23 protein-coding genes are annotated in these 24,515 nt (G+C 70.5%); 8 read left to right on the top strand and 15 right to left on the bottom strand.

Annotation, left to right across the window (positions count from 1 at the left end):
- The first annotated feature begins 16 nt into the window (after positions 1–16).
- Positions 17–1,237, top strand: coding sequence for a cytochrome-c peroxidase (locus tag O9Y01_RS05820; RefSeq protein WP_269630593.1), 1,221 nt, complete (start codon positions 17–19; stop codon positions 1,235–1,237).
- 46 nt (positions 1,238–1,283) lie between these two features.
- On the opposite strand, the gene recG is transcribed toward O9Y01_RS05820, so the two are convergent.
- Positions 1,284–3,443 (bottom strand): ATP-dependent DNA helicase RecG, encoded by a 2,160-nt coding sequence (gene recG, locus O9Y01_RS05815; protein WP_269630592.1) that lies wholly within the window; start codon positions 3,441–3,443, stop codon positions 1,284–1,286.
- A gap of 104 nt (positions 3,444–3,547) precedes the next feature.
- Between recG and O9Y01_RS05810 the strand changes: the two genes are divergently transcribed.
- A complete protein-coding gene (locus tag O9Y01_RS05810) occupies positions 3,548–4,096 on the top strand; it encodes a DUF2799 domain-containing protein (RefSeq protein ID WP_269630591.1) in 549 nt (182 codons plus the stop codon).
- Between the two features lie 49 nt (positions 4,097–4,145).
- Here O9Y01_RS05810 and O9Y01_RS05805 read toward each other — a convergent pair whose 3' ends face one another.
- Positions 4,146–4,526, bottom strand: a complete 381-nt coding sequence (locus O9Y01_RS05805; RefSeq protein WP_269630590.1) for a hypothetical protein — start codon at positions 4,524–4,526, stop codon at positions 4,146–4,148.
- Between the two features lie 43 nt (positions 4,527–4,569).
- Complete coding sequence (locus O9Y01_RS05800) at positions 4,570–4,965, bottom strand: TraR/DksA family transcriptional regulator (RefSeq protein WP_269630589.1); 396 nt, start codon at positions 4,963–4,965, stop codon at positions 4,570–4,572.
- A gap of 210 nt (positions 4,966–5,175) precedes the next feature.
- On the opposite strand from O9Y01_RS05800, the gene O9Y01_RS05795 reads away from it, so the two are divergent.
- Both O9Y01_RS05795 and queA read left to right on the top strand, forming a co-directional pair.
- Positions 5,176–7,086 (top strand): S8 family peptidase, encoded by a 1,911-nt coding sequence (locus O9Y01_RS05795; protein WP_269630588.1) that lies wholly within the window; start codon positions 5,176–5,178, stop codon positions 7,084–7,086.
- 109 nt (positions 7,087–7,195) lie between these two features.
- Complete coding sequence (gene queA, locus O9Y01_RS05790) at positions 7,196–8,260, top strand: tRNA preQ1(34) S-adenosylmethionine ribosyltransferase-isomerase QueA (RefSeq protein ID WP_269630587.1); 1,065 nt, start codon at positions 7,196–7,198, stop codon at positions 8,258–8,260.
- Between the two features lie 18 nt (positions 8,261–8,278).
- Here queA and O9Y01_RS05785 read toward each other — a convergent pair whose 3' ends face one another.
- Together O9Y01_RS05785 and O9Y01_RS05780 are read right to left on the bottom strand one after the other, a co-directional pair.
- Complete coding sequence (locus O9Y01_RS05785) at positions 8,279–8,878, bottom strand: IMPACT family protein (protein WP_269630586.1); 600 nt, start codon at positions 8,876–8,878, stop codon at positions 8,279–8,281.
- Positions 8,878–9,750 carry a substrate-binding periplasmic protein gene (locus tag O9Y01_RS05780; protein WP_269630585.1) on the bottom strand — a complete coding sequence of 291 codons (873 nt, stop codon included), beginning with the start codon at positions 9,748–9,750 and terminating at the stop codon, positions 8,878–8,880. Before O9Y01_RS05780 ends, O9Y01_RS05785 begins: the two co-directional genes overlap by 1 nt.
- Before the next feature lie 221 nt (positions 9,751–9,971).
- On the opposite strand from O9Y01_RS05780, the gene tgt reads away from it, so the two are divergent.
- Positions 9,972–11,132, top strand: coding sequence for a tRNA guanosine(34) transglycosylase Tgt (gene tgt / locus O9Y01_RS05775; protein ID WP_269630584.1), 1,161 nt, complete (start codon positions 9,972–9,974; stop codon positions 11,130–11,132).
- 89 nt (positions 11,133–11,221) lie between these two features.
- Positions 11,222–11,752: a hypothetical protein gene (locus O9Y01_RS05770; protein ID WP_269630583.1), complete on the top strand. Its 531-nt coding sequence runs from the start codon at positions 11,222–11,224 to the stop codon at positions 11,750–11,752.
- 25 nt (positions 11,753–11,777) lie between these two features.
- Here O9Y01_RS05770 and O9Y01_RS05765 read toward each other — a convergent pair whose 3' ends face one another.
- The 7 genes from O9Y01_RS05765 to O9Y01_RS05735 all read right to left on the bottom strand — a co-directional run bounded on the left by O9Y01_RS05765 (position 11,778) and on the right by O9Y01_RS05735 (position 20,138).
- Positions 11,778–14,048 carry a PAS domain-containing sensor histidine kinase gene (locus O9Y01_RS05765; protein ID WP_269630582.1) on the bottom strand — a complete coding sequence of 757 codons (2,271 nt, stop codon included), beginning with the start codon at positions 14,046–14,048 and terminating at the stop codon, positions 11,778–11,780.
- A gap of 3 nt (positions 14,049–14,051) precedes the next feature.
- Complete coding sequence (locus O9Y01_RS05760; RefSeq protein WP_269630581.1) at positions 14,052–14,927, bottom strand: phosphate/phosphite/phosphonate ABC transporter substrate-binding protein; 876 nt, start codon at positions 14,925–14,927, stop codon at positions 14,052–14,054.
- Between the two features lie 178 nt (positions 14,928–15,105).
- A complete protein-coding gene (locus O9Y01_RS05755) occupies positions 15,106–17,019 on the bottom strand; it encodes an MFS transporter (protein ID WP_269630580.1) in 1,914 nt (637 codons plus the stop codon).
- Positions 17,020–17,030: 11 nt separating this feature from the next.
- Positions 17,031–17,816 carry a DUF2145 domain-containing protein gene (locus O9Y01_RS05750; RefSeq protein WP_269630579.1) on the bottom strand — a complete coding sequence of 262 codons (786 nt, stop codon included), beginning with the start codon at positions 17,814–17,816 and terminating at the stop codon, positions 17,031–17,033.
- Complete coding sequence (locus O9Y01_RS05745; RefSeq protein ID WP_269630578.1) at positions 17,813–18,235, bottom strand: hypothetical protein; 423 nt, start codon at positions 18,233–18,235, stop codon at positions 17,813–17,815. The genes O9Y01_RS05750 and O9Y01_RS05745 overlap by 4 nt, the downstream gene beginning before the upstream one ends.
- Before the next feature lie 29 nt (positions 18,236–18,264).
- Positions 18,265–18,735 (bottom strand): YiaA/YiaB family inner membrane protein, encoded by a 471-nt coding sequence (locus tag O9Y01_RS05740; protein WP_269630577.1) that lies wholly within the window; start codon positions 18,733–18,735, stop codon positions 18,265–18,267.
- Between the two features lie 101 nt (positions 18,736–18,836).
- Positions 18,837–20,138 (bottom strand): amidohydrolase family protein, encoded by a 1,302-nt coding sequence (locus O9Y01_RS05735; RefSeq protein WP_269630576.1) that lies wholly within the window; start codon positions 20,136–20,138, stop codon positions 18,837–18,839.
- A gap of 98 nt (positions 20,139–20,236) precedes the next feature.
- On the opposite strand from O9Y01_RS05735, the gene O9Y01_RS05730 reads away from it, so the two are divergent.
- Both O9Y01_RS05730 and O9Y01_RS05725 read left to right on the top strand, forming a co-directional pair.
- Positions 20,237–20,989, top strand: coding sequence for a helix-turn-helix domain-containing protein (locus tag O9Y01_RS05730; protein ID WP_269630575.1), 753 nt, complete (start codon positions 20,237–20,239; stop codon positions 20,987–20,989).
- A gap of 21 nt (positions 20,990–21,010) precedes the next feature.
- The gene (locus O9Y01_RS05725; protein WP_269630574.1) at positions 21,011–21,610 is read left to right on the top strand and encodes a TMEM175 family protein; all 600 of its coding nucleotides are present in this window, start codon (positions 21,011–21,013) and stop codon (positions 21,608–21,610) included.
- 70 nt (positions 21,611–21,680) lie between these two features.
- Here the strand turns inward: O9Y01_RS05725 and O9Y01_RS05720 are convergent, their stop codons facing one another.
- The 3 genes from O9Y01_RS05720 to O9Y01_RS05710 are packed head-to-tail and all read right to left on the bottom strand — an operon-like array spanning position 21,681 to position 24,482.
- Positions 21,681–22,349, bottom strand: a complete 669-nt coding sequence (locus O9Y01_RS05720; protein ID WP_269630573.1) for a CAAX prenyl protease-related protein — start codon at positions 22,347–22,349, stop codon at positions 21,681–21,683.
- 16 nt (positions 22,350–22,365) lie between these two features.
- Positions 22,366–23,553 carry a CaiB/BaiF CoA transferase family protein gene (locus O9Y01_RS05715; protein ID WP_269630572.1) on the bottom strand — a complete coding sequence of 396 codons (1,188 nt, stop codon included), beginning with the start codon at positions 23,551–23,553 and terminating at the stop codon, positions 22,366–22,368.
- A complete protein-coding gene (locus tag O9Y01_RS05710) occupies positions 23,550–24,482 on the bottom strand; it encodes a LysR family transcriptional regulator (RefSeq protein WP_269630571.1) in 933 nt (310 codons plus the stop codon). Before O9Y01_RS05710 ends, O9Y01_RS05715 begins: the two co-directional genes overlap by 4 nt.
- Between the last annotated feature and the right edge of the window lie 33 nt (positions 24,483–24,515).

Genomic DNA, 24,515 nt, shown 5'->3' with positions numbered 1-24,515 from the left:
CACCACAATGCGCGCCATGTCATCGCCTGCCCTGTCCTTCGTCCTGCGTGCCGCCTCGATCGGGGCCTTCAGCGCCCTGGTGGCCTGTGGCGGCGGGGGTGGCGGTGGCGGCGGTGGTGGCTCCACCGGGCCGGATGCCACGGCCCAGGCCCAGGCCCGCGTGCAGCTGGGCGAACGCCTCTTCAACGACCGCAACCTCAGCGGCTCGGGGCGCATGTCCTGCGCCACCTGCCACGATCCGGCGTTCAGCCACGGGCCCTCCAACGCGCAGGCCGTGCAGGTGGGCGGCGCCTTCGAGACCGAGTTCGGCCTGCGCGCCGCGCCCTCCCTGCGCTACCTGGATGGCGTGCCCGCCTTCAGCCGGGCCGACGGCAGCCTGGCCAGCCTGCGGGGCGGCCTGATGAGCGACGGGCGTGCCGCCAGCCTCGAGGCCCAGGCCCGGCTGCCCTTTCTCAATCCGCTGGAGATGGACAACGGCAGCGTCGCCGTCCTCGCCGGCAAGCTGCGCCGTGCCGCGTATGCGCCGCTGTTCGTGCAGGTCTTCGGCGAGACGGCCGACGACGAACTCAAGCTGACGCAGGCCACCCAGGCCCTGGCGGCCTTCCAGCGCGAGAGCGCCCAGTTCCATCCCTTTGACAGCAAGTACGACCGGGTGCTGCAGAGCCTGGAGCAGCTGAGCCCGCCCGAGCAGCGTGGCCTGCAGCTCTTCCGCGATCCTGACAAGGGCAACTGCATGAGCTGCCATGACATCGTGACCAACTCAGGCCAGCAGCCGCGCTTCACCAACTTCGGCTATGCGACCCTGGGCGTGCCGCGCAATCCGGACCTGCCGGCCAACCGCGACCCGGCCCATTTCGACCTCGGCCTGTGCGGGCCGCAGCGCCAGGACCTGAACGTGCCGGCCTACTGCGGCGCCTTCCGCACGCCCAATCTGCGCAATGTGGCGCGCCGGCCCGTCTTCTTCCACAACGGCCGCTTCACCTCGCTGGCGCAGGTGCTGGACTTCTACAACACGCGGGACAGCGAGCCGGCCCGCTGGTACCCCACCGTCAACGGCGTGGTGCAGCGCTTTGACGACCTGCCCGAGGCACTGCGCGGCAACGTCAACACGCAGGCGCCCTTCGGCAGCGCCACGCCGCGCATGAGTCCCTCGGACCTGCGGGACCTGCAGTGCTTCCTGGAAACGCTCAGCGACGGCCACCCGATCGGCACCCCCTCCCGCGAAGGCTGCCGCTGAGGCGCAGGGCACGCCGAGGGTCAGGTCTTGCCAGCCCGCCGGCGCCTCAGGCCTTGAGGAACTCCGCCTTGCTGCCCAGCCAGCGGTCCACATGCTTCGCGGCGGCGGCCGGGTGCGCATCCAGCAGCTGCGGCGCCAGGCGGCGCGCGGCCTGCAGCAGGGGCGCGTCTTCCTGGAGGTCGGCGAAGCGCAGCAGCTCGGCACCGCTCTGGCGCGCGCCCATGAACTCGCCGGGGCCGCGGATGTCGAGGTCGCGCCGCGCGATCTCGAAGCCGTCGGTCGTCTCGGCCATGGCGCGCAGGCGCTCCTTGCCGGTCTGGGACAGCGGCCCCGTGTAGATCAGCACGCAGACGCTGGCCACCGAGCCCCGCCCCACGCGGCCGCGCAGCTGGTGCAGCTGCGAGAGCCCGAAGCGCTCGGCATGCTCGATCACCATGAGGCTGGCATTGGGCACGTCCACGCCCACCTCGATCACGGTGGTGGCCACCAGCACCTGCATCTCGCCCGAGGCGAACAGCGACATCACCGCGGCCTTCTCGGCCGGCGGCATGCGGCCGTGCAGTAGGCCGATCATGCGCTCGGGCAGGGCGGCGCTCAGCTCGGCGTGGGTCTCGGTGGCGTTCTTGAGGTCCAGGGCCTCGGACTCCTCGATCAGCGGGCAGACCCAGTAGACCTGGCGCCCCTCGGCCACGGCGTCGGCGATCTTGGCGATGACCTCGTCGCGCCGGCCATCGGCGAAGACGCGCGTCACGATGGGGCTGCGGCCGGGCGGGAGTTCGTCGATGGTGGAGACGTCCAGGTCCGCGAAATAGGTCATGGCCAGGGTGCGGGGGATGGGCGTGGCGCTCATCATCAGCATGTGCGGCTCGATGCCGGAGCGCTGGGCGGGCAGGTGCGGCACGTGGTCGCCATAGCCGGGTGGCATCTCGCCGCTGGAGGACTCCAGCTTCTTGCGCAGGGCCAGGCGCTGGGCCACGCCGAAGCGGTGCTGCTCGTCCACGATGGCCAGGCCCAGGAAGCGGAACTGGACCTTGTCCTCGATCACCGCGTGCGTGCCCACCACCAGCTGCGCGCTGCCGTCGGCCACCGCGTCCAGCATCTTCTGGCGAGCCTTGCCCTTCACGGAACCCGTCAGCCAGGCGACTTGGATGCCCAGCGGCTCCAGCCAGCCGATCAGCTTGCGGAAGTGCTGCTCGGCCAGGATCTCGGTGGGCGCCATCAGCGCGCACTGCCAGCCCGCGGCGATGCAGATGGCGGCGGACATGGCCGCCACCACGGTCTTGCCCGAGCCCACGTCGCCCTGCAGCAGGCGGTGCATGGGCTGGGGGCGTGCCAGGTCTTGCGCGATCTCCTCGCAGACCCGGCGCTGCGCCCCGGTCAGTGCAAAGGGCAGGGCGGCGAGCAGCTGCTCCTGCAGGCCGCCCGGGCGCGTGGGCAGCATGGGCGCGCGCAGCCGGGCGCGCTCGCGCTGGGCCTTCATCTGGCTCAGCTGCTGAGCCAGCAGCTCCTCGAACTTGAGGCGCTGCCAGGCCGGGTGGCTGTGGTCTTCCAGGCTGCCCAGGCGGGCCAGGGGCGGCGGATGGTGCAGGTAGTCCAGGGCCTCGCGCAGCGAGGGCAGGGGCCTGGGCACGGTGCCGGCGGGCAGGACCTCCTCCAGCGGCGCCCGTTTCATCGCCGCGGCGATGGCCTTGCGCAGATAGGCCTGGGGCAGGCCGGCGCTGGTGGGGTAGACGGGCGTGAGTGAGGTGGCGAGCGGGGTGTCCTCGTCCACCGTCCGGAAGGTGGGGTGGACCATCTCGCGGCCGAAGAAGCCGCCGCGGATCTCGCCGCGCACGCGCACGCGCGTGCCCACGGCCAGGCTCTTCTGGTGCGAGGGGTAGAAGTGCAGGAAGCGCAGGGTCAGCTCGGCCGCGCGGCCCCGGGTGTCCGCGCCGTCTTCCATCAGCCGCACGATGAGCTGGCGGCGGCCGCGCAGCTCCACGCGGCATTCACGCACCACGCCTTCGCACTGCACGGTCTCGCCTTCGCCGGCTTGGGCAATCGGAACGAGGCGGGTCTCGTCCTCGTAGCGCAGGGGCAGGTGCAGGGCCAGGTCGATGTCGCGCTTCAGGCCCAGCTTCTCCATGGCCTTCTTCGGGCCGGACTTGGCCACCGCGGCGGCCGGCGGAGCCTGCGGTGCTGGGGACGATTCGGGCGTGGCGGACATGGGCGGCATTCTGCCTAAACCGGGGGGTGCCGAGGGCGGCGGTCGGCCGGAATCGGCGAAGATGCGTTGGAGCCAGAACTGACAATGAACCGAGGAGCCCGGGAATGATCAGCAAGCGTGCGTGGAGATGGAGCCTGGCCGCGGCCATGGCGGCCTCGCTGGGCGGCTGCGCCAGCATGAGCGAGAGCGAATGCCAGCGGGCGGACTGGTACCAGCAGGGCATGCAGGACGGCCGCGACGGCCAGGCACGCGACCGCATCGACGACCATGCCAAGGCCTGCGGCAAGATCGGCATCCAGCCGGACGAGACGCGCTGGCAGGAGGGCTGGATCGACGGCCTGCGCCGCTACTGCCGCCCGGCCAACGGCTGGCAGCTGGGCCTGCGGGGCACCTTCTACCGCGGGGTGTGCCGCGACCAGCCGGAGGGCGACGACTTCGAGCGCGCCTATGACACCGGCAGGCGCATCCACGCCCTGGGCGAGCAGCTCGAGCGCAATGCCAGCGAGATCGATCGCCTGGAGCGCAAGCTGCGCGACGCCACGACCGACGACGAGCGCAAGCACCTGCGTGCGCAGCTGCGCGACCTGGACAGCGAGCAGATGCGTCTGCGCCAGCGCCAGCGCATGGAGATGCTGTCCGCCCCCCGGCCATGACAAACGCCCTGGCGGGCCAGGGCGTTCGAGGGGGACGGGCGCGGACCGCTCAGGTCGGCGTCGGCACGCCGGCCATGCGGTCGTGCTTCAGGAAGTACTGGCGGGCCAGGGCGACCAGCTGCTTGTCGCTGGGATGGTCGACCGACTCATAGCCCACGATGGACGGCAGCAGCGCCGCGCGGTGCTTCTCCACGTAGTGCTTGAAGTCCTTCTGCGCCGTGGACGAACCCACGACCAGGATCTCCGTGATGCCGGCGAGGGCGGTGCAGACGTCGGCAAAGAACTCATGCTCGCTGCGCACCGTGCTGCCGTGCTGCTTGGTGTGGTGCGTGTGCGCCTTGACCTTCTCGGCCTGCACATGCTCGGCGTCGAACTGCAGGATGTTGGCGCTGTGGTGGTCCAGCCAGACGACGGCGTGGAAAAGGCTCATGCGGGGCTCCTGTGGATGAAAGGGTTGGGAATTCCGGGCGGGCTCAGAGCGTGGCGTGGTGCGCGCCGCCGCCTCGGGTCTCGGCGGCCGACTGGCACTCGATGCAGCGCGTGACCTGCGGGCTCAGGCGCAGGCGCTCGAAGGCGATGGCGGCGCCGCAGTCCGCGCAGTGGCCGAAGTCCGGCTCCTGCAGGCGCTGCAGGGCCGCATCGACCTGGCGCAGGGCCAGCAGCGTGGCGTCGCTGCGGGCCAGGTCCACCTCGCGGTCCGCCTCGTGGGCGGTCTCGCCGTCGGTGTCCTGCAGCAGCTGCTCGCGGGCATGGGTGACGCGGTCCTCGCCGCCCAGCTGCAGCTTCAGCTCCGCCTCAAGAAGGGCTTGTTGCTCCAGAAGGACTGAGGCCAGCAGGCTGCGCTGGTCGGTGGTGAGGAAGGTGCTCATCGTGCGGGACTCCTTGGCAATCATGTTCCCGCGAGGTGCGGCAGGGTGCCTTGATGCAGGTCAACGGACATGGCGGTCCCTGGGGCAGCGCTTCGGGCTCGAGCCGGAGCGGATTCCTGGTGGTCACCAGGTCACAGGTCTCCTGTACATTGCGCGCGCTGACTTGACGTGTCAGGCCAGCGGTCATCCATCAACATCCAGGGAGAATTCGTGAATCACAAGACAATGCAGACGGCGCTGATGGGCGCCGTCGCCATGCTCGCCGCCGGTGGCGCGTGGGCCGAGGGGTGCGGGGCTGCGTACGGTGGCGGCAAGTACATTGCCGCGCCAGCCGATCCAGGCAAGAGCCTGGGCTACATCGTGCAGCTGAACGATGTCGGGGCACCGTCCCAAGTGGCCCTGCGGATCAAGGACGAGCTGGCCTCCCGGCGTACTCAGCTCCGGGCGCAGGCCGCAGGCGCATCGCTGCCGCCGGCCCTGAAGCTCAGGCATGTCTTCGAGCAGGGCCTGCAAGGTTTCTCGGTCGAGAACCTGACGGCCGGCGAAGCCCAGACCCTGGCCAAGGATTCACGCGTGAAGTGCGTGAGCCCGAATCATGTGCTGCAGCTGGCCACTGACCAGTCCCTGCCCAGCGATTCGCTGTGGAACCTGGATACGCTGGATCAGCCCCCATCGCAGCCGCTGGACCAGCGCTACAGCTATCGGTTCACCGGGGCGGGTGTCCATGTCTATGTGGTCGATACCGGCATCTATGGCGCGCTGGCGGAGTTCGAAGGGCGCGTCGGCGGCAGCTATTCGCCCTTGTCCGATCCCGTGGGCACGCCGGAGGCCAGCAAGAACTATGGCGATGGCCGCGATTGCCACGGACATGGCACCAAGGTGGCGGGTATCGTGGGCTCCAGGACTTACGGCGTCGCCAAGCGGGTCACGCTGCATGCCGTGCAGGTGGCCCATTGCTCCAACCTCAACAGCGGCGAGATCATCGCGGAGGACGACGTCGCCAAGGCCGTGGACTGGCTGTCGACCAATGCCGTGCGGCCTGCTGTCGTGAACATGAGCCTGACCACCACGCCGGATGTCACGGGCGCTGCGGCGATGGAGGAGTCCATCCGCCGTGCCGTCGGCCGTGGCCTCCACATCGTGGTGGCGGGCGGCAACACGGATCAGGACGCCTGTCTGTTCTCTCCGGGCCGTCTGTCTGAGCAGACGCCGGTCATCAATGTCTCCAGCCTGTATGGTCGCTCGTCCCGCAACCAGTACCGGGCCGTCTACGGGCGCTGCGTGTCGCTGTTCGCGCCTGGCGTGGGGATCGCCTCGACCAACCTGCCCACCAAGCCGGCCGGCATGACCGATGTGGTGTACCAGGCCACGGAGGGCACCTCCTTCGCCGCGCCCCATGTGACGGGCATCGTCGCGCAGATGCTGGAGGAGAACCCCTCGCTCACGCCGGCGCAGATGAAGAGCCGCGTGCTGGCGTATGCCTCCGGTCAATCCATCAGCAACGCCGGGTCCGGCAGCCCGCAGGCGGCGGCGAGCATCCGTCCGCTGGCCTGCTCGCTGAGCGTGAGTGGCAGCCGCATCAAGAGCGGGGACTACTTCTCGTTCACCGTGTCCGGCGAGCGCCTGCCTGCAGGGGCACGGGGCTACTGGTACGGCACCAGGAACGGTGCCGTGGACCTGAGCAACGCCGATGCTGGTCCGGTGCCGTCGACCTTCAGCTACGCCAACCGTCCGGTGGACCAGGGCTACTACACGCGCCGCATGGAGATCCGCAGCGCCGACGGAGCACCGCTTTGCAGCACCAACACCGTGGAGGTGGAACTGGTCGCACCGCCGTCCTGCAGCCTGTCCACCAACACCACGGTGGCATCGGCGGGACAGACGGTGTCCTACTTCGTGAACGGCCAGAACCTGCCCTCGGGCGCCCAGGGCTACTGGTACGGCACCAAGAACGGTGTGACGGACACCAGCAATGCCCTGGCAGGTCCGGTGCCCAGCACCTTCTCCTTCGTCACGCAGGCCTCCTGGGCCGGCAACTACACGCGCTACATCGAGGTCCGTGATCCCGTCAGCAACCAGACGGTGTGCACGACCAACTCGGTCAGCGTGCAGCTGAAGTAAGACAGATCCTGGGGGCTTCCTGAGCCCCCAGGTCGAGCCTGGGGTGCCCAGGACATGGAACAATCCGGGCCTTCCCTGTTTGGCACGGGTCTGTCCGGCCCTCAATCCCATGAGCAGCACCCCCCTCGACGCGGCGCGCGAATTCAGCGTCAGCGACTTCGACTTCGAACTCCCGCCTGAACTCATCGCCCAGCATCCTGCGCCTGAGCGCAGCGCCTCGCGCCTGCTGGACGGCCGCAGCCTGCCCCCGGTGGACCGCGTGTTCCGCGAACTGCCCGGGCTGCTGAACCCCGGCGACCTGCTGGTGTTCAACGACACCAAGGTCATCAAGGCCCGCCTGTACGGCGCCAAGGCCAGCGGCGGCGCGGTGGAGGCCCTCATCGAGCGCGTGCTGCCCGGCACGCGCGAGGTCTGGGCCCACATGCGGGCCAGCAAGAGCCCCAAGCCGGGCGCCGTCGTGCGCTTCGCCGAGGCCTTCGACGCCGAGGTGCTGGGCCGCTGCGGCCCCGACAACGGGCTCTTCCACCTGCGCCTCTCGGGCGATCCCTTCGAGCTGCTGGAGCGGCACGGCCATGTGCCGCTGCCGCCCTACATCAGCCACGAGGACAGCGCGGACGACGTGCGCCGCTACCAGACCGTCTTCGCCCGTCAGCCCGGCGCGGTGGCCGCCCCCACGGCCGCCCTGCACTTCGATGAAGGCGTGCTGGCCGCGCTGGCCGCCCGTGGCGTCGACACGGCCCATGTGACCCTGCATGTGGGCGCAGGCACCTTCCAGCCGGTGCGGGTGGAGAAGATCGCCGAGCACCAGATGCACAGCGAGTGCTTCGAGGTGCCCGCGTCCACGGTGGAGGCCATCGCCCGGACGCGCATCCGAGGAGGCAAGGTCGTCGCGGTGGGCACGACCACGCTGCGCGCGCTGGAGTCCGCGGCCCGCGGCGGGAGCCTGCAGGCGGGCGCCAGCGAGACCAGCATCTTCATCACGCCGGGCTTCCAGTTCCGCGTGGTGGACCGCCTGGTCACCAACTTCCACCTGCCCAAGAGCACGCTGATGATGCTGGTCTCGGCCTTCGCGGGCTACGAGCACATCATGGCACTCTACCGCCACGCCATTGCCCAGGGCTACCGCTTCTTCAGCTACGGAGACGCGATGCTGCTGGAGCGGCGCGAGGGCTGAGCGCCGCCCGGGCCGGGCTCAGGCGCCGTCGTCCGGTGCCAGCCAGCCCAGGCGGCCCTGGCAGGCCTCGTTGAGCCGGGCCTGGAAGGCGGCGGCCTGCGGCTCGGGCAGGGACAGGTTCATCTCGACCATGGCGCCATGCTGCACATCGAGCAGCTGTGCCTGCGCCAGCTCGATCTCGCGGCGCAGCAGGCCCTCCAGCGCATAGGGCAGGGTGCAGCGCAGCCGGGTCTGGCGCACGCGGGGGATCTTCTGCGCCTGCAGCAGGGCCTGGGCGATGCTGTCGGTGTAGGCCCGCACCAGGCCGCCCGCGCCCAGCTTGACCCCGCCGAAATAGCGCACCACGGTGGCCAGCACGCCGTCCAGGTCCTGGTGGCGCAGCACGTCCAGCATGGGGCGGCCGGCGGTGCCGCCGGGCTCGCCGTCGTCATTGGCCGCGGACTGGCCGCCGGCCAGCAGGGCCCAGCAGACATGGGCGGCGCCGGGATGCTGCTGCTTCAGCTCGGCCACGCGGGCCTGCGCGCGGCTGCGGTCGGCACAGGGCTCGACGCAGCCGAGGAAGCGGCTCTTCTTGATGATCAGTTCGCTGTGGACGGGGGTGGCCAGGCTGAAGGGCATCAGGGCATTGTCCCTCCACCGGCCTCGCCGCCCTTGCCCTTGCGCACACCCGCACCTGGCGGCGGCAGGTCCAGGCGCATTTCCCGGGCCATGCGCTCGCCCACGTGGCGGCGGATGATGGCGTCGATGGTGCCGTCGGCAACCAGCGATTCCAGGGCCTGACGCAGGTGCTGGCGTTCGGCTTCCGGCAGCCGGGCCCGCGACATGATCAGGCCGTGGACGACGCGGTCCTGAGGCGCCCAGTCCAGTACGCTCAGCTGGCTCATCAGCGAGGGCTTCTGCAGCATGGGGCTCCAGGAGGTCGGCAGGGCCAGCATCAGGTCCGCCCGGCGGGCCAGAAAGAGGCGCAGCACGGTGTCGAAGTCCGCCGCCTCGAGCAGGCGACCCTGCTCTCGCAACTGGCCGATGAAGCTGTCAAAGCCCGGGCCATGCCGGAAGGCCTTGACCACGACGGCCCGCCGCGCCTTGTCCGCCAGGAAGGCTTCGGGCGTGGGCAGGCGCTGGGCCAGCTCCCGGCGCATCAGGGCGAAGTTGCGGGTCTGGAAGTAGGGCACGAAGTCGGCGAAGCGCTCGCGCTCCGGTGTGGGGATGCCCGACACGCTGAGATCCAGGCTGCCAGCCGCCATGCGGTCCCAGATCCGCACCCTCGATTCCAGCAGGGTCCTGAACTCACACTGGCTGCGCGCCTGCAGGGCTTGCACCACGTCCTTGTCGATGCCGGAGAAGCCGCCGGCCTCGTCATGGTGGTAGAGCAGGCCCAGCTCGTAGAAGGCCAGGGTGAAGGGGCCGCAGGGCGGCGGGGGCGTCGACGAGGCCGTTGTGGGCGTTGCCGCCGACGCGCCGGCCGGCAGCAGGGCCGCAAGCATTGCCATCGCCAGGGCCGCCAGGAAAGTGAGGGAAGTCAGGGAGAAGAGACGCATGAGCGCGCACCGCCATGAGGGCCGCGAGCCGCAGGCCGCCGCCGGGTGTCTCCCTGTTTCTCCCAGTGTAGGAGCGGCTGCAGGGTGTGGAAAGTCACCTCCGTCCATTCGCGGGTGATGCCGGTCCGCGCCGCGCTTGCCGCGCCCCGGACCACCCCTGCGACAATCGCGCCATGCTGAAGTTCGAACTCCTCAAGACCGAGGGCCGCGCCCGCCGCGGCCGCATGACGCTCAACCATGGCGTGGTCCAGACCCCCATCTTCATGCCCGTGGGCACCTACGGCACCGTCAAGGGCGTGATGCCGCGTTCGCTGGAGGAGATGGGCGCCCAGATCATCCTGGGCAACACCTTCCACCTCTGGATGCGCCCGGGCCTGGACATCATGAAGCAGTTCGGCGGTCTGCACCGCTTCGAACGCTGGGACAAGCCCATCCTCACCGACTCCGGCGGCTTCCAGGTCTGGTCCCTTGGGGAGATGCGCAAGATCAGCGAGGAAGGCGTCAAGTTCGCCTCGCCCGTCAACGGCGACAAGCTCTTCCTCACGCCCGAGATCTCCATGCAGATCCAGACGGTGCTGAACTCCGACATCGTCATGCAGTTCGACGAATGCACGCCCTACGAGACCAAGGGCCACATCACCACCGAGCTGGAAGCGCGCAAATCCATGGAGATGAGCCTGCGCTGGGCCAAGCGCTGCCAGGACGAGTTCAGCCGCCTGCAGAACCCCAACGCGCTGTTCGGCATCGTGCAGGGCGGCATGTACGAGAACCTGCGCGACCACTCCCTGGCCGGCCTCGTGGCGCTGGACCTGCCGGGCTATGCCATCGGCGGCCTCTCGGTGGGCGAGCCCAAGGCCGACATGCTGCGCGTGCTGGACCACACCGGCCACCAGCTGCCCGCGAACAAGCCGCGCTACCTGATGGGCGTGGGCACGCCCGAGGACCTCGTGGAAGGCGTGCGCCAGGGCATCGACATGTTCGATTGCGTGATGCCCACCCGCAATGCACGCAACGGCCACCTCTTCACCCGCTTCGGCGACCTTCGCCTGCGCAACAGCCGCTACAAGAGCGACGAACGCCCGGTGGACGAGACCTGCAGCTGCTACACCTGCAAGGGCGTGACGAACGCCGACGGCACGGTCAGCGGCGGCTTCAGCCGCGCCTACCTGCACCACCTGGACCGCTGCGGCGAGATGCTGGGCCCCATGCTCACCAGCATCCACAACCTGCATTACTACCTGAACCTGATGCAGGAAGTGCGCGACGCGCTGGATGCCGGCGACTTCGAAGGCTTCCGCGCCCGTTTCACGGCGGATCGCGCGCGCGGCGTCTGAGTCGTCTCGACGCCTGAAGCCATGAGTGCCACCTCCGTTTCGCGCGCATGGCTTTTGGCAGAGGGCGCCCTGCGGCGCATCATGGGCTCATGCTCAAGCTGCTGATCGCACCGCTGCGCTGGCTGGGCCGTCTGCTGATGGCCCTCGTCATCCTCTTCGAGGAATGGGGCTGGGTGCCCCTGCAGCGCTTCATGGCCTGGCTGGCCCAGTGGCCGCCGCTGAAGTGGCTGGAAGACCGCATACGGGCCCTGCCGCCCAAGCCGGCGCTGGTGGTGCTGGCGCTGCCCTTCCTGCTGGCCATCCCCGTCAAGCTGCTGGCGGTCTGGCTGATGGCCTCGGGCCGGGCCCTGCTGGGCCTGCTCCTGATCCTCTCGGTCAAGTTCGGCGGCACGGCCCTGCTGGCCCGCCTCTTCCACCTGACCCAGCCCACGCTGATGGCCCTGCCCTGGTTCGCACGGCTCTACGGGCGCTGGACCGCCTGGAAGCAGGGCGTGCTGGACTGGCTGCATGCCACCTTGCTGTGGCGCCAGGCCCGCGCGCTCAAGCGCCAGCTCAAGCAGCTCTTCAAGCGCTGGCGCCAGCAGTGGCGGGCCATGATGCACGGGGGCGCCTCGTCCTGAGCGTGCCCCGGGGGGCCGCCCTGGCTCACGCGATGAGCGAGCGCTCCGGCAGCGCCAGCGTCACGCAGGTGCCCACGCCGGGCTCGCTGCTCAGCGAGAGGCTGCCCTCCATCAGATCGACGATCTCCTTGACGATGGCCATGCCCAGGCCGGTGCCGGGAATGGCGCCGGACTTGTCCGCGCGGTAGAAACGCTCGCTGACATGGCTCAGCTCCTCGGCCGTCATGCCGATGCCCTGGTCCTGCACCGCGATCTCCAGCAGGGCCGGCCGCCCCTCGCGGAGGGTGCGCGAGAGCGTCACCCGCACCTCGCCGCCGTCCGGCGAGTACTTGTAGGCGTTGGACAGCACATTGCGCAGGGCCTGCAGCAGCTTCGCGCGGTCGATGCGGACCTGCGCGCCGCCCACGTCCGCGGCGAGCTGCAGCCGCGGCGGTTCGCGGCCGTCCGCAGGCTGGAAGTCCTGCACCAGCTCGGTCAGCACCGGCGCCAGGGCCAGCTGCTCGAACTGGAAGTCCTTGCCGCGCCGCGCCTCCATGCGCGAGAGGTCCAGCAGCTCGTTGAGGATGTGCATCATCGCCTCGCTCTGGCGGTGGATGCGGCCCAGCACTTCCTTCAGGCGCTCTGGCGAGGGCGTGCGCATCAGCAGCAGCTCCGAGAAACCGTAGATGCTGGTCATGGGCGTGCGCAGCTCGTGGGCGGCGGTGGTGACGAACTCGCTCTTGAGCCGGTCCAGCGCGACCTGGTGGCTGAGGTCGCGGATGTGCAGCACCTGGCGGATGGAACTGCCGCTGCCGCGGTGCAGGGCCAGCTCCAGCACGCGGTCGCGCGGCTGGGCCAGCTCGATGGTCTGACGGCGCCCGGCCAGCTGATCGATGGACAGCGCGGCCTGCGAATCCACGCAGCGCGCCTGCAGCGCGCGTGACAGCCCGGCGGTGTCCAGCCCGAGGATGTCGGCGATCTCGCTGCCGGTGAGCGTCTCGAAGGCGGGGCTGGCGTAGTGCACCGTGCCGTCGGCGTCGAAGGCCACGAAGGCGTCCGGGCTCAGGGCGAAGATCGCCTCCAGCTGGGCGGACTGGCCGCTGAGCTGCTGGACGAGATCGGCCACCAGACGGGAGAGGTGCTCGATCTCGGACGGCGCCTCGTCGTCATGCAGCTGCAGCAGGTGGGAGAGGTTGCCGCGGCTGCGGTGCTGCTCCAGCAGCTCGCGCATCGAACGCATGGCGGCGGCGCGGGCAGCCAGCTCTTCCTGCAGCTGCGCGGCCAGGCGCTGCTGCTCGCTGACGTCGCGCAGGGCGTAGACCCAGCCGGCCACCTGGCCGTCGCCCGCCCGCACCGAGGAGCGGCTGACGGAGACGATCAGGGGTGCCCCCCGCGGCCGCGCCAGCACCATGAGACCGCCGGCCTCGTCGCCCTCCTCCTTCTCGTCATGGAGGTACGGGACCAGGGACTGCAGGGGGCGGCCCAGCAGCTCCTGGGGGCTGCTGCCCAGCCAGTCGGCCAGCACCGGATTGACCAGCACCAGCTCGCCCTGCGCATTGGTGGTCGCGATGCCGTCGGCAATGGCGGACAGCGTCACCGCCGCCTGCGCGCGCTCGGCCTGCAGCGAGACCGCGGCCTTGTTGAGGATCTCGAAGGTCTGGCGGAATTCCAGCGGCGCGGCGTCGTCGTCGGCCATGCTCGCGAGGGCGCCGCCCTGCGTCTGCAGCTGCTGGCCGAAAGCCTGGATGCGGCCCAGATTGCCCAGCCAGCGCTTGAGCGGGAACCACACCAGCACCACGCCGCTGGCGAGGGCGGTGAGGCCCAGGGCCAGGGACAGCAGGGCCTGGCGCCAGATCTCCCCCGCCACGCGCCGGGTGTGGAAGCTCAGGCGCAGCACGCCGTAGTCCCGGCCGCCCACGCTGATGGGCAGGCTGGCATCCACCAGCTCCGCGTTGACCCGCTGCAGCAGCCAGAGCGGGGCACCCAGGCCCGGGTGTTCCTGGCGGCGCACGTCGATCAGGGCGCCCTTCATGTCGATGAACTGGGCCCGGTCCAGCGCCGGGTGGTCGATGGCGCGTTCCAGCTGGCGCTTGATGGTGTCGTAGTCGCCGATCACCGCGGACTCGCCCACCGCCGGGCTGATCACCGCGCCCAGGGTGTCCACCTCGATGATGGCCTGGTCCATGCTGCTGCGCGCCGTGTACCAGGCGAAGCCGCCGAAGCCCAGGCCCACGAACAGCAGCATCGCCGCCGAGTGCAGCAGGAAGACCCGGGCCACCAGACTCTGGGGCAGCAGGGCGCCGAAGCGGAGGGCCATGGTTCAGCGCAACTGGGCGGGAGCGCTCTGGTAGAAGCGGCGGTAGGCGGCGTACTCGCTGCCGTCGGAGGCGATGAAATGCGCCTCGCCCGTCAGGCCCAGGGCCTGCGAACCCTGCTCCAGGATGGCCAGGCCGCGGGGGTCCTTGTGCATGTTGACGAAGGCGCGGGCCACGGCCTGCATGTCCTTGTCCGGCACGCGGGCGGAGGCCATCAGGGCCAGGTCGTGCAGCGCGTCCGAGCTCCACAGCACGCGGTAGGCCTTGCCTTCGCGTCGGGCGTGGCTTTCCGCCAGCTGGGAGTTGACGCCGCAGGCCGCCACCTTGCCGCTGTACAGCTGGGTCAGGGCGCCGTCCATGTTGCCGCCGAAGACCACCCGCACATTGATCTTGCGACTCAGCAGATGGGCATAGGGGAACTTGTAGGCCACCAGGGCCTCGGGCCCGGGGAAGGCGACGTCCTTGCCCTCCAGCTGGGCCAGTTCCTTGATGGGGGAGTCGGCCGGCACGATGATCTGCCCGTGGATGGGCGGCGTCTGGCGCCGGCCGAAGACCCGCCAGCCCAGTTGCTCGCGCTCAGGGCTGAAGAGGTGGTTGCTGAAGACGAAGTCCACCTCCTGCGCCAGCACATAGCTGGTGGTGTCCGCCGAGGTGCGCCCCAGCTTCAGCGCCAGCTTCACCCCGCTCTTCTCCGACACGTAGGCAATGATCGGGTTCCAGTAGCTCGCCATCAGCGGGATGCTGGCCTGGTTGACGGGAGAGAAGTTGTAGACCTTCTCCTGCGCCAGGGCGGGCGCGCCCAGGGCCGCCAGGCCCAGGGTCGATCCCAGCTGGCGCAGCACGGTGCGGCGGGCGGCATCAGGAAGCGTGGCGCGGGGCATGCATCACCTCGGTGGCGGCTCTTGAAGCAGCCATGATGCCCCCAACTGCCGGCCAGGCCGCCTCACGGCCCCTGCAAAAGCGCGACTTTTCTGACCAGGGCAGGGGGTGGCTGCCGCGGCCTGGCGCTGCGCTGTCAGCAGGAGGCCACAGAGGGCATTGGCAGCCCTGCCGGCGGGTTCAGGCGCTCAGCAGCTGCCCCACCTGCTGCTGCAGCCCTTCCGGCGTCACCTGCTCAGGCGCCAGCGCCGGCCCGGCCACCAGGCCGACGCGGCTGAAGATCCCGCGGCGGAAGGGCCGCACCATGGCCTGGCCCTGCTCGATGCGCGAGAAGTAGGAGCCCCAGAGGTTCTGCAGCGCCAGGGGCACCACGGGCACGGGCTGGGCCTCGAGAATCTTCATGATGCCGCCCTTGAAGGGCTGCAGCTGGCCGTCGCGGGTGATGCCGCCCTCGGGGAAGATGCCCAGCAGTTCGCCGTCGGCCAGCACGGCCTGCGCTTCCTTGAAGGCGGCCTCGTAGATGGCGGGGTGCTCCTTCTGCGGGGCGATGGGGATGCACTTGGCCAGGCGGAACAGCCAGCCCAGCACCGGCATGCGGAAGATGCGGTGGTCCATCAGGAAGCGGATGGGGCGGGGGCTGGCGGCCATCACCAGCACGGCGTCGATGAAGCTGACGTGGTTGCACACCAGCACGGCCGCGCCCTTGAGCGGGATGTGCTCGTCGCCCTTGAGCTTGAAGCGGTAGATCAGGCGCGAGAGGCAGAAGGCGAAGAAGCGCAGCAGGTACTCCGGCACCACCAGGAAGATGTACAGCGCCACCACCGCGTTGGCCAGGCCCAGCAGGCCGAAGAGCTGCGGCAGGCTCAGGCCCGCGCCCAGCAGCACGCCGCAGATCAGCGAGCTGGCGATCATGAACAGCGCATTGAGGATGTTGTTGGCCGCGATGATGCGCGCCCGGTGGCTGGGCTGCGAGCGCATCTGGATCAGCGCGTACATGGGCACGCTGTACAGCCCGGCGAAGAGCGCCAGCAGGCACAGGTCGACCAGCACGCGCCAATGGGCCGGCTGGGCCAGGAACTCGGAGAGGGTCAGGGCTTGCGCGACGGCCGGCAGGCCTTGCGAGGCCGCGCTGAGGTCCAGCGCGAAGACGCTCATGCCGATGGCGCCCAGCGGCACCAGGCCGATCTCCACGTGGCGGCGCGAGAGCATCTCGCACAGCAGCGAGCCCGTGCCGATGCCGATGGAGAACACCACCAGCAGCAGCGAGGCCACCTGCTCATTGCCATGCAGCACCTCCTTGGCGAAGGCCGGGAAGTTGGCCAGGAAGACGGCGCCGAAGAACCACATCCAGGAGATGCCCAGCAGCGAGCGGAACACCGCCAGCTGCTCGCGCGCCAGCACCAGGTTGCGCCAGGTCTCAGTGAAGGGGTTCCAGTTGATCTTCAGGCCCGGGTCGGTGGAGGGGCTGTGAGGAATCAGCTGCGCCGTGAGCCGGCCCAGCACGGCCAGGCCCAGGGCGGCGAGCGCCACGTGATGCCGGCCCACCTCCGGCGTGGCGATCAGCAGGCCGCCGGCCACATTGCCCAGCAGGATGGCCACGAAGGTGCCCATCTCCACCATGCCGTTGCCGCCGGTGATCTCGCGCTCGTCGAGGTGCTGGGGCATGTAGGCGAACTTGACCGGGCCGAAGAGCGTGGAGTGCAGGCCCATCAGGAAGACGCAGGCCAGCAGCACCGGCACGTTGACCGTCCAGAAGCCCCAGGCGGCCAGGGCCATGATGGCGATCTCCAGCTCCTTGATGCGGCGCATCAGGCCGGCCTTCTCGAGCTTGTCGGCCAGCTGGCCGCTGGTGGCCGAGAGCAGCACGAAGGGCAGGATGAACAGCGCGCCGATGGCCAGCCCCGCCTGCGCCGGCGGCAGCCAGGTGAGCTGCAGCTGGTAGGTGATCAGCACCGTGAAGGCGAACTTGAAGAGGTTGTCATTGCCCGCGCCGAGGAACTGCGTCCAGAAGAAGGGCGCGAAGCGGCGCTGGGCGAGCAGGCTGAACTGGTTGCCGTGGGCGTGGTCGTCTTGAGCGTTGTGGGCGTCGGACATGGCGGACTTCTTCAGGGCTTGATGAGGACGGCGCGCTCGCCCAGGCCCGCACGGGGCAGCCAGGCGAACATGGAATCGACGGTGACGGTCTCGATGTGACCGGCAAAGCGCTGGGCATTGGGGTGGTCGTCAAAGGCCACATTGGCCATGCCGACGCGCGCCCCGAGGCGGGAGAGCGTGGAGATGCGCAGGTCGCTGGGCTGGTAGCCTTGGGCGCGCAGCCAGGCCTGGGCCTGGGCGCGGCCCTGCAGGCCGGGCTCGGCGGCCAGGGCGATGGACTCCAGCACCCACTGGTTGCTCTGCTGGTAGCGGGTGGCCCAGGGGTAGGCCACCATGGAATAGCGATGCTCGTGCACCGTCAGCAGGCGCTGGGGATCGCGCAGAAGCGGCAGCAGGGCCTGCTGCAGCGCGGGGCTGAGCACGACATAGGCGGCCTCGTAGCGGTGCGGTCGGTCCAGGAAGAACTCGCCCAGGCCCTGGCGGTAGAGGGCTGCATCGGCCGTGCCGCAGTGGTTGAGCTTGTGCAGCACCCGCCACACCGGCCTGCCCGCCTGCTCCGTCTTGTAGGCCAGGCCCAGGTGGGACCACTGCAGGCCGTACTTGGACAGGTCCTGCCCCGCGCGGGCCAGCACCAGCACCTGTGCGCCGCTGGCGTCCAGCTGCTGGGCCGTGCGCTGGGCCAGGGCCATGCCCTGCTCGATCTGCGGCCGGGTGAGGGGCTTCTCCTCGCAGGGGCGGCCCGCCTGGGCCGTGCTCACCACCACAGCCAGCAGCAGGGCGGTGGTGGCGGCCTTCACTTGCTGACTTTCTCGTTGTAAAGCAGAGAAGCGCCGATCTCGTTGGGGATGAAGCAGATGGCCTCGCCCGCGATGGACAGCACGGTGCCCGTGGCGATCACCGAGACGGTGACCGCCGTGCCCGCCGACAGCGCCGCGCCCTTGAGCACCTTGCCGGCAAAGCGGATGCTGATGCGGGCGCCGTCCGAGGCCCGCTCCAGGATCCAGACGGTGCCCTGCGCGCTGGCCTCGACGGCCACCACGGTCAACACTGTGCCGGCCGAGAGCATCGCCACCGGCGCCGCGACCGAGACGGCCACGGGCAGCATGGAGACCAGGCTGAGGTCCGCGGAAGGGTCATGGGCCTGGCTGGCCAGCGGCAGGCTCAAGGCCGCGCAGAGCAGGGCACAGGCCTGCAGGCGGTGGTGCAGGGGCGTCATGAGCGGTCCTTTCAAGCGGCGGCCAGGCCTCAGGCGGCCGGGGTGGTGTCTTCGTGCATCACCGGGCGGCGGCCGTGGTAGCGGGCCTCGGCGATGTCGGCGTCATGGGCGTCGCGCAGCATCTTGGCCAGGGTGAAGACGTTGGAGATCAGGTAGAACCAGCAGACCAGCAGGTAGGCCTTCCACACCGGCTGGATCTCCATGCGCCACAGGCCCCAGCCCGTCAGGCCCATGGCCAGGAAGAAGGCGCTCCAGACCACCACCCGCCACATGGGCGTGTCGACGGACTTCTCCTGGTTGTCGCGGATGAACTTGGCCAGCACGAAGGCGGTGGAGAGGCAGAAGATGTAGCCCATCACCATGAAGGCGCGGTCCAGGTCCTCGCCGGGCAGCCAGGCCAGGCCGATGGCGCACAGGCTCACGCTGAGGCCGAAGGAGATCCAGACCTGCAGGCGCCAGGCGGCGGTGTCGCGGCGGACGATGGACTGGGTGTGTTGCATAAGATCCTCCCGGAGGTCGCTGGGCCCATGATCTGCCGGCCGCGGGGCCCGGTCCTCCGCTATGTTGGTCAGTACTGCCAGCCGGCCGGCGAAGTATCGCCTCATGACACCGCCGCCCCGAAATGGTGGGCGCTGGCGAAAACCCGCGGGCTCAAGACCTGGCCCTCCCAGCGCACGCTGCGCTTGAGCGCGAAGTCGAAGAGCAGGGGGTTGGCGTCCCGCAGCCGCTCCAGGTGGGGGACCTCCGCCCTCTCCAGCAGGCCCGCCGCGACCAGGCGCCCCAGCCGGTGCAGGGGGCGCACGGCCGGCAGCGGGTAGTCGGAGCCGTGCAGCAGGCGCTCGTGCCAGTCCTGCCGGCTCAGCAGGGTGTGCCAGACCTCGGGCTCGCGGTTGAACTGGAACACCGCCGAGACGTCGCCCAGCAGGCGCTGGCGCCCGTCCGCCTCGTCCATCAGCCGGGCGAAGAGCTCGAAGGCGGGGCCACGCCGGGGGCGCGACCGGTCCAGGTCCAGCGCCTGGCCCAGGGAGGCGCAGTGTGCGGCGATCACGCGCACGCCATGGCGCAGGGGCTCCCGCAGCAGCAGCGGATTGCCCAGGTCCTCGCGGCCGGCGCCGGGCACGGCGTGCTCTTCGCCGCAGTGCACGATCAGCGGCAGGCGGCTGGCGGCGAGCTGCTCGTAGAAGGGCCGCAGCCGTGTGTCGCGCAGGTCGATGGCCATGCTGCTGGGCAGCCACTTGATCGCCACGGCGCCCCCGGCCCGTGCCCGGGCCAGGCGCTCCAGGGCGTCCGGCCGGTAGGGGTGGATGGAGGCGACCCAGCCGAAGCGCTCGGGATGGGCCGCGGCCACGCCCTGCGCATAGGCGTCGGGCGTGTGGAAGGTGGTCCAGTCCGGGCGGGGACGGCCCTGCGCATCCAGGGCCTCGTCAAAGGCGTAGAGCAGCCAGCGCGCCCCGGGCGGGAAGTCGGCGGCCAGCTGGCGCAGGCGCTGCACATAGGCGCGATCGGTGCTGGCGGCCGGGCCGGTGCCGGCCGGGCGGGCGCAGGCGGCGTCCATGATCACCCGCTTGCGCACCACCTCCATGGGGTGCCACCACTGGTCCATGACGGGGCTCAGGCGGCAGCCGCTGCCGGCATCGCCGCTGCCCAGCAGGTGGGTGTGCACGTCCCACACGCGGGCCGGGTCCAGGCCGTCCCAGCAGCGGGCGAGCAGGTCCTGCAGCGCGCTGTCCAGGGCGGGCCGGGGCGGCGTGTCGGGGCAGGGCGAGGTCCACGGGGAGGCCTGGGCGGGCGCAGGCGCGAGGCTGGTGAAGAAGCCCAGGGCGGCGGCACCGCAGCACAGCAGGCGGCGGCGGTCGGGGCGGAAGTGGGCACGGGTGGCGGCGGGGTGCTCATGCGCTGTCATGCCGGCATGCTGGGGGGCCAGGCCTTGCCCGCCGCCGGATTTGCAAGGCCGGGCCATCCCGGGGCACCGGCGGTAGCGTCTGCTGCTACCGTTGCGCCATGTCCGGTACCCACGACCTGCTCACCCTCATCAAGGCTGAACTCAAGGCCCAGTCCATCAGCTATGGCCAGCTGGCCGAGGCGCTGGGGCTGTCGGAGTCCAGCGTCAAGCGCATGTTCGCCAGCGGCGGCGAAATGCCGCTGTCGCGTGTGGACGAGATCTGCCGCGTGCTGCGCTGCGATTTCGCCGAGCTCTCACGCCGGCTGGTCGAGGCCCGACCCCTGCGCCGCGAGCTGACACTGGCCCAGGAGCGCGCCGTGGTGGCCGACGACAAGCTCCTGCTGATGGCCATCTGCTGCCTCAGCCAGTGGACGGCCGAGCAGATCGGCGCCCACTACCGCCTCGACGAGGCCGAGGTGACGCGCTACCTGGCGCAGCTGGACCGCCTGGGCATCATCGAGCTGCGCCCGCTCAACCGCTACAAGCTGCAGGTGGCCAAGACCTTCCGCTGGCGGCCGCAGGGCCCGGTGATGCAGTACTTCCGCGAGGAGGTGATGCAGGACTTCTACGCCGGTGGCTTCGACGGCGAGGGCGAGCTGCTGATGCTGGTCCACGGCCAGCTGGCGCCGGCCAAGGCGCGCGAGCTCAACGAGCGCCTGCAGCGCGTGGCGGAGGACTTCGCCCGCCAGCACCTGCTGGACCAGAAGCTGCCGGACGCCGAGAAGCGCCAGTACACCCTGCTGATGGGCATGCGCGGCTGGCTCTTCGAGCGCTTCCGCCACCTGCAGCGCCGCCCGAACGTCCAGTCCTGAGCACCTGAGAGGAAGCCCCGCATGCACAAGTCCCGCCTCGAAGCCTTCAGCGATGGCGTCATCGCCATCATCATCACCATCATGGTCCTGGAGCTGAAGGTGCCGCACGGCGACAGCCTGGCGGCCCTGTGGCCCCTGTTGCCGGTGCTGCTGAGCTATGTGCTGAGCTTCGTCTACGTGGGCATCTACTGGAACAACCACCACCACCTGCTGCATGCGGTGCGCAAGGTCAGCGGCGGCGTGCTGTGGGCCAATCTGCACCTGCTGTTCTGGCTGTCCCTGCTGCCCTTCGTGACCGGCTGGATGGGCGAGAACCACTTCGGCGCCCTGCCCACCGCCGTCTACGGCTTCGTGCTGCTGATGGCGGCCATCGCCTACTGGCTGCTGGCGCATTGCATCCTGGCGCTGGAGGGGCCGGACTCGGTCGTGGCCCGCGCCCTGGGGCGGGACCGCAAGGGGAGCTGGTCCGCCGTGGCCTACGCCCTGGCGCTGCCCCTGGCCTTCGTGCTGCCGGCGCTGGCGCAGGCCGTCTTCGTGGGCGTGGCCATCGTGTGGCTGGTGCCGGACCGGCGCATCGAGCGGGCCCTGCAGGCGCACGAGCCCCAGGGCGGCCCGCACTGACCCTGCCCGGGCCCCTACCCAGTGACGCTTACCCGGTGACGCTTACCGGGTGGCACTTACCGGGTGGCGCTCACCAGAACTGCCAGTTCTCCGTCACCACCACCCAGATTCCCAGCGCGCCGTTGGTGACGCCATGGGCGATGACCGCGTTCCACAGCCGGCCGGTGTGGACGTAGATCCAGGCATAGGCCACGCCGGCCACGATGGCGGCGAGCCACAGCGGGTGCACCAGCATGAAGGCGAAGGTGGCCATCAGCACGGGCTTGATCGTTACCCGCTGCGGCGGCACCGACTCGAACTGCGGATGCTCGAGCCAGCGCATCACGAAGCTGCGCCAGAACAGCTCCTCCATCACCGGTACCAGGGCCGTGGCGCCCAGCCAGCGCACCGCGATGAGGGGCCAGTCCAGGCTGCCGTCGGCCTGGGTGGGCACGAAGGGGGCGGTGGGCTCGCCGATCTGCATCCAGGGCGCATCCAGGTGGATCCAGGCCACGAACACCAGCAGGCCCAGGCCCACGCTCCACAGCCATTCGCGCCCCTGCGGCCGGTTCTGGCGGTGCAGCTCGCCGAAGCTGCGCCAGCTCCAGGCCAGCAGGCCGCCCACCAGCAGCAGGTTCAGGGCGTAGATCCAGCGGGCGTCCAGCCAGCCGATGTCGGCCATGACGCCGCGCAGGGCCAGCAGGCCCAGGAAGAGCAGGAAGGGCAGGATGCGGGCCCAGGCCGCGGGGCTGAGGTTCATGGCGGTGTTGATGGGGTCAGGTCTTGCCGGGTTCAGCCGGTGGCCTGTTCAAGGCGTCCAGCACGGCGGCATTGTGCTCACCCAGCGCGGGCGCGAGGCTGCGCAGCCGGCCCGGCGTGTCGCTGAGCTTGGGGACGACGCCCGGCACCTCCAGCGCCAGGCCCCGGGCCGTGGTGATGGATTCGATCATGCCGCGGGCGCGGTAGTGCGGGTCCTCGGCGATGTCCCGTGCGGTGTAGATGCGGCCCACCGGCACACGCACCGCCTGCAGCAGGCGCAGCACCTCGTCCACGGGGCGCTGCACGGTCCAGGCGGTGATGGCGGCGTCCAGCTCGTCCGCGCGGGCGGCGCGGCCCGCATTGCCGGCCAGGCCAGGGTCCTGGCCCAGGTCCTCGCGGCCGATGGCGCTCATCAGGCGCTTGAAGATGGAATCGCCGTTGCCGCCGATCACCACCTGCCCGTCGGCGCAGCGGTAGGCATTGCTGGGCGCGATGCCAGGCAGGGCGGAGCCCGCGGGCTCGCGCACCGCCCCGAAGGCGCTGTACTCGGGCAGCAGGGACTCCATGCAGTTGAAGACAGACTCGTACAGCGCCACGTCCACCACCTGCCCGCGCCCCGTGCGCTGGCGCGCCTGCAGGGCCAGCAGCACGCCGATCACGCCGTGCAGCGCCGCCAGGGTGTCGCCCAGGCTCACGCCCGCGCGCACCGGCGGCCGGCCCGGCTCGCCCATCAGGTGGCGCAGGCCACCCATGGCCTCGGCCACCACGGCGAAGCCGGGCAGGTCGCGGTAGGGCCCGGTCTGCCCGTAGCCGCTGATGCGCAGCATGATGAGCCCGGGGTTGTCGGCCGCGAGCGTGTCGTAGCCCAGGCCCCATTCCTCCATCAGGCCGGGGCGGAAGTTCTCGATCAGCACGTCGCTCTCGGCCGCCAGGCGGCGGGCCAGCGCGCGGTCGGCGGGCTCGCGCAGGTCCAGGGTGATGCTCTGCTTGTTGCGGCTCTGCACCTGCCACCAGACGCTCTCGCCCTCATGGAGCATGCGCCACTGCCGCAGCGGGTCGCCGCTGCCGGGGGGCTCCACCTTGATCACCGTGGCGCCGAAGTCGGCCAGGGTCTTGCCCGCGAAGGGGCCGGCGATCAGCTGACCCAGTTCCAGGACCTTGAGGCCGGCCAGGGGGCCGTCGTGCAGGGGGGCGTCGGTGTTCATGGGGTTTCTCGATGGGGATCGGTGGCGGGCTTGCCGGCAGTTTGCCCGCCCGCCTGGAAGAACTGGCGCAGCGCCGCGATGGCATGCCGCACCTTGGCAGGCTGGGCGTCGCGCTGCGGGCTCAGGGCGTGGATGGGCAGGGCGGGCCAGGCCAGCTCCGGCAGCAGGGCCAGCAGGCGGCCGGACTGCGCAGCTTCGCCCACGTCACCGGGGCTCAGCAGGGCCAGGCCCAGGCCGGCCTCGCAGAGCTGCTGAAGGCTCAGCTGATTGTTGCTGGTGGCGCGGGCCTGGACCTCCAGCACCCGGCTGCCGGGCCCGGGCAGCGGCAGGCGGTGGCGGCTGCCGGCGTCGGGGCGCAGCAGCAGCCAGTCGTGCGCGGGCAGGGTCTCCAGCGTGGGCACGCCGTGGCGGGCGAGGTAGGCGGGCGCGGCATAGAGCGAGACGCCCTTCTCGCCGATGCGCGTGCCCACCCAGGCGCTGTCGGGCAGACGGCCGAAGCGGATGGCGAGGTCGATGCGCTTCTCGACGAGATCCGTGAAGCCGTCATCCACCTCCAGGTGCAGGCGCAGGGCGGGATGCGTGGCCAGCAGTGGCGCCAGGGCCGGGCCCAGCTGGCGGGCAAAGCCCACGGGCGCGGCCACCCGCAGCTCGCCCTCGGGCGCGTCGCGCAGCTGGTGCAGCTGCGTCTGGGCCTCGCGCGCGGCGGCCAGCATGGCGGCGCAGCCCTCGTGGAAGCGGCTGCCGGCGGGGGTGAGGCTCAGCTTGCGGGTGGAGCGGTGCAGCAGGGTCACGCCCATGTCCCGCTCCAGGGCCCGCACCTGCTGGCTGACGGCCGAGGTGCTGGTCTGCAGCTGGCGGGCGGCACCGGCAAAGCTGCCCTGCTCGATGACGGTGGCCAGCACGGCCATGCGCTTCAACTGATCAAGCATGGCGTCTCCCCCTGCGTTTCAACGGCTCAAGCA

It is taken from the genome of Pelomonas sp. BJYL3 (assembly GCF_027257975.1).
Classification (GTDB): Bacteria; Pseudomonadota; Gammaproteobacteria; order Burkholderiales; family Burkholderiaceae_C; genus Roseateles_B; species Roseateles_B flavus.
Note: the sequence above shows the minus strand (reverse complement) of the source record. Positions and strands in the feature narration are given on the sequence as shown.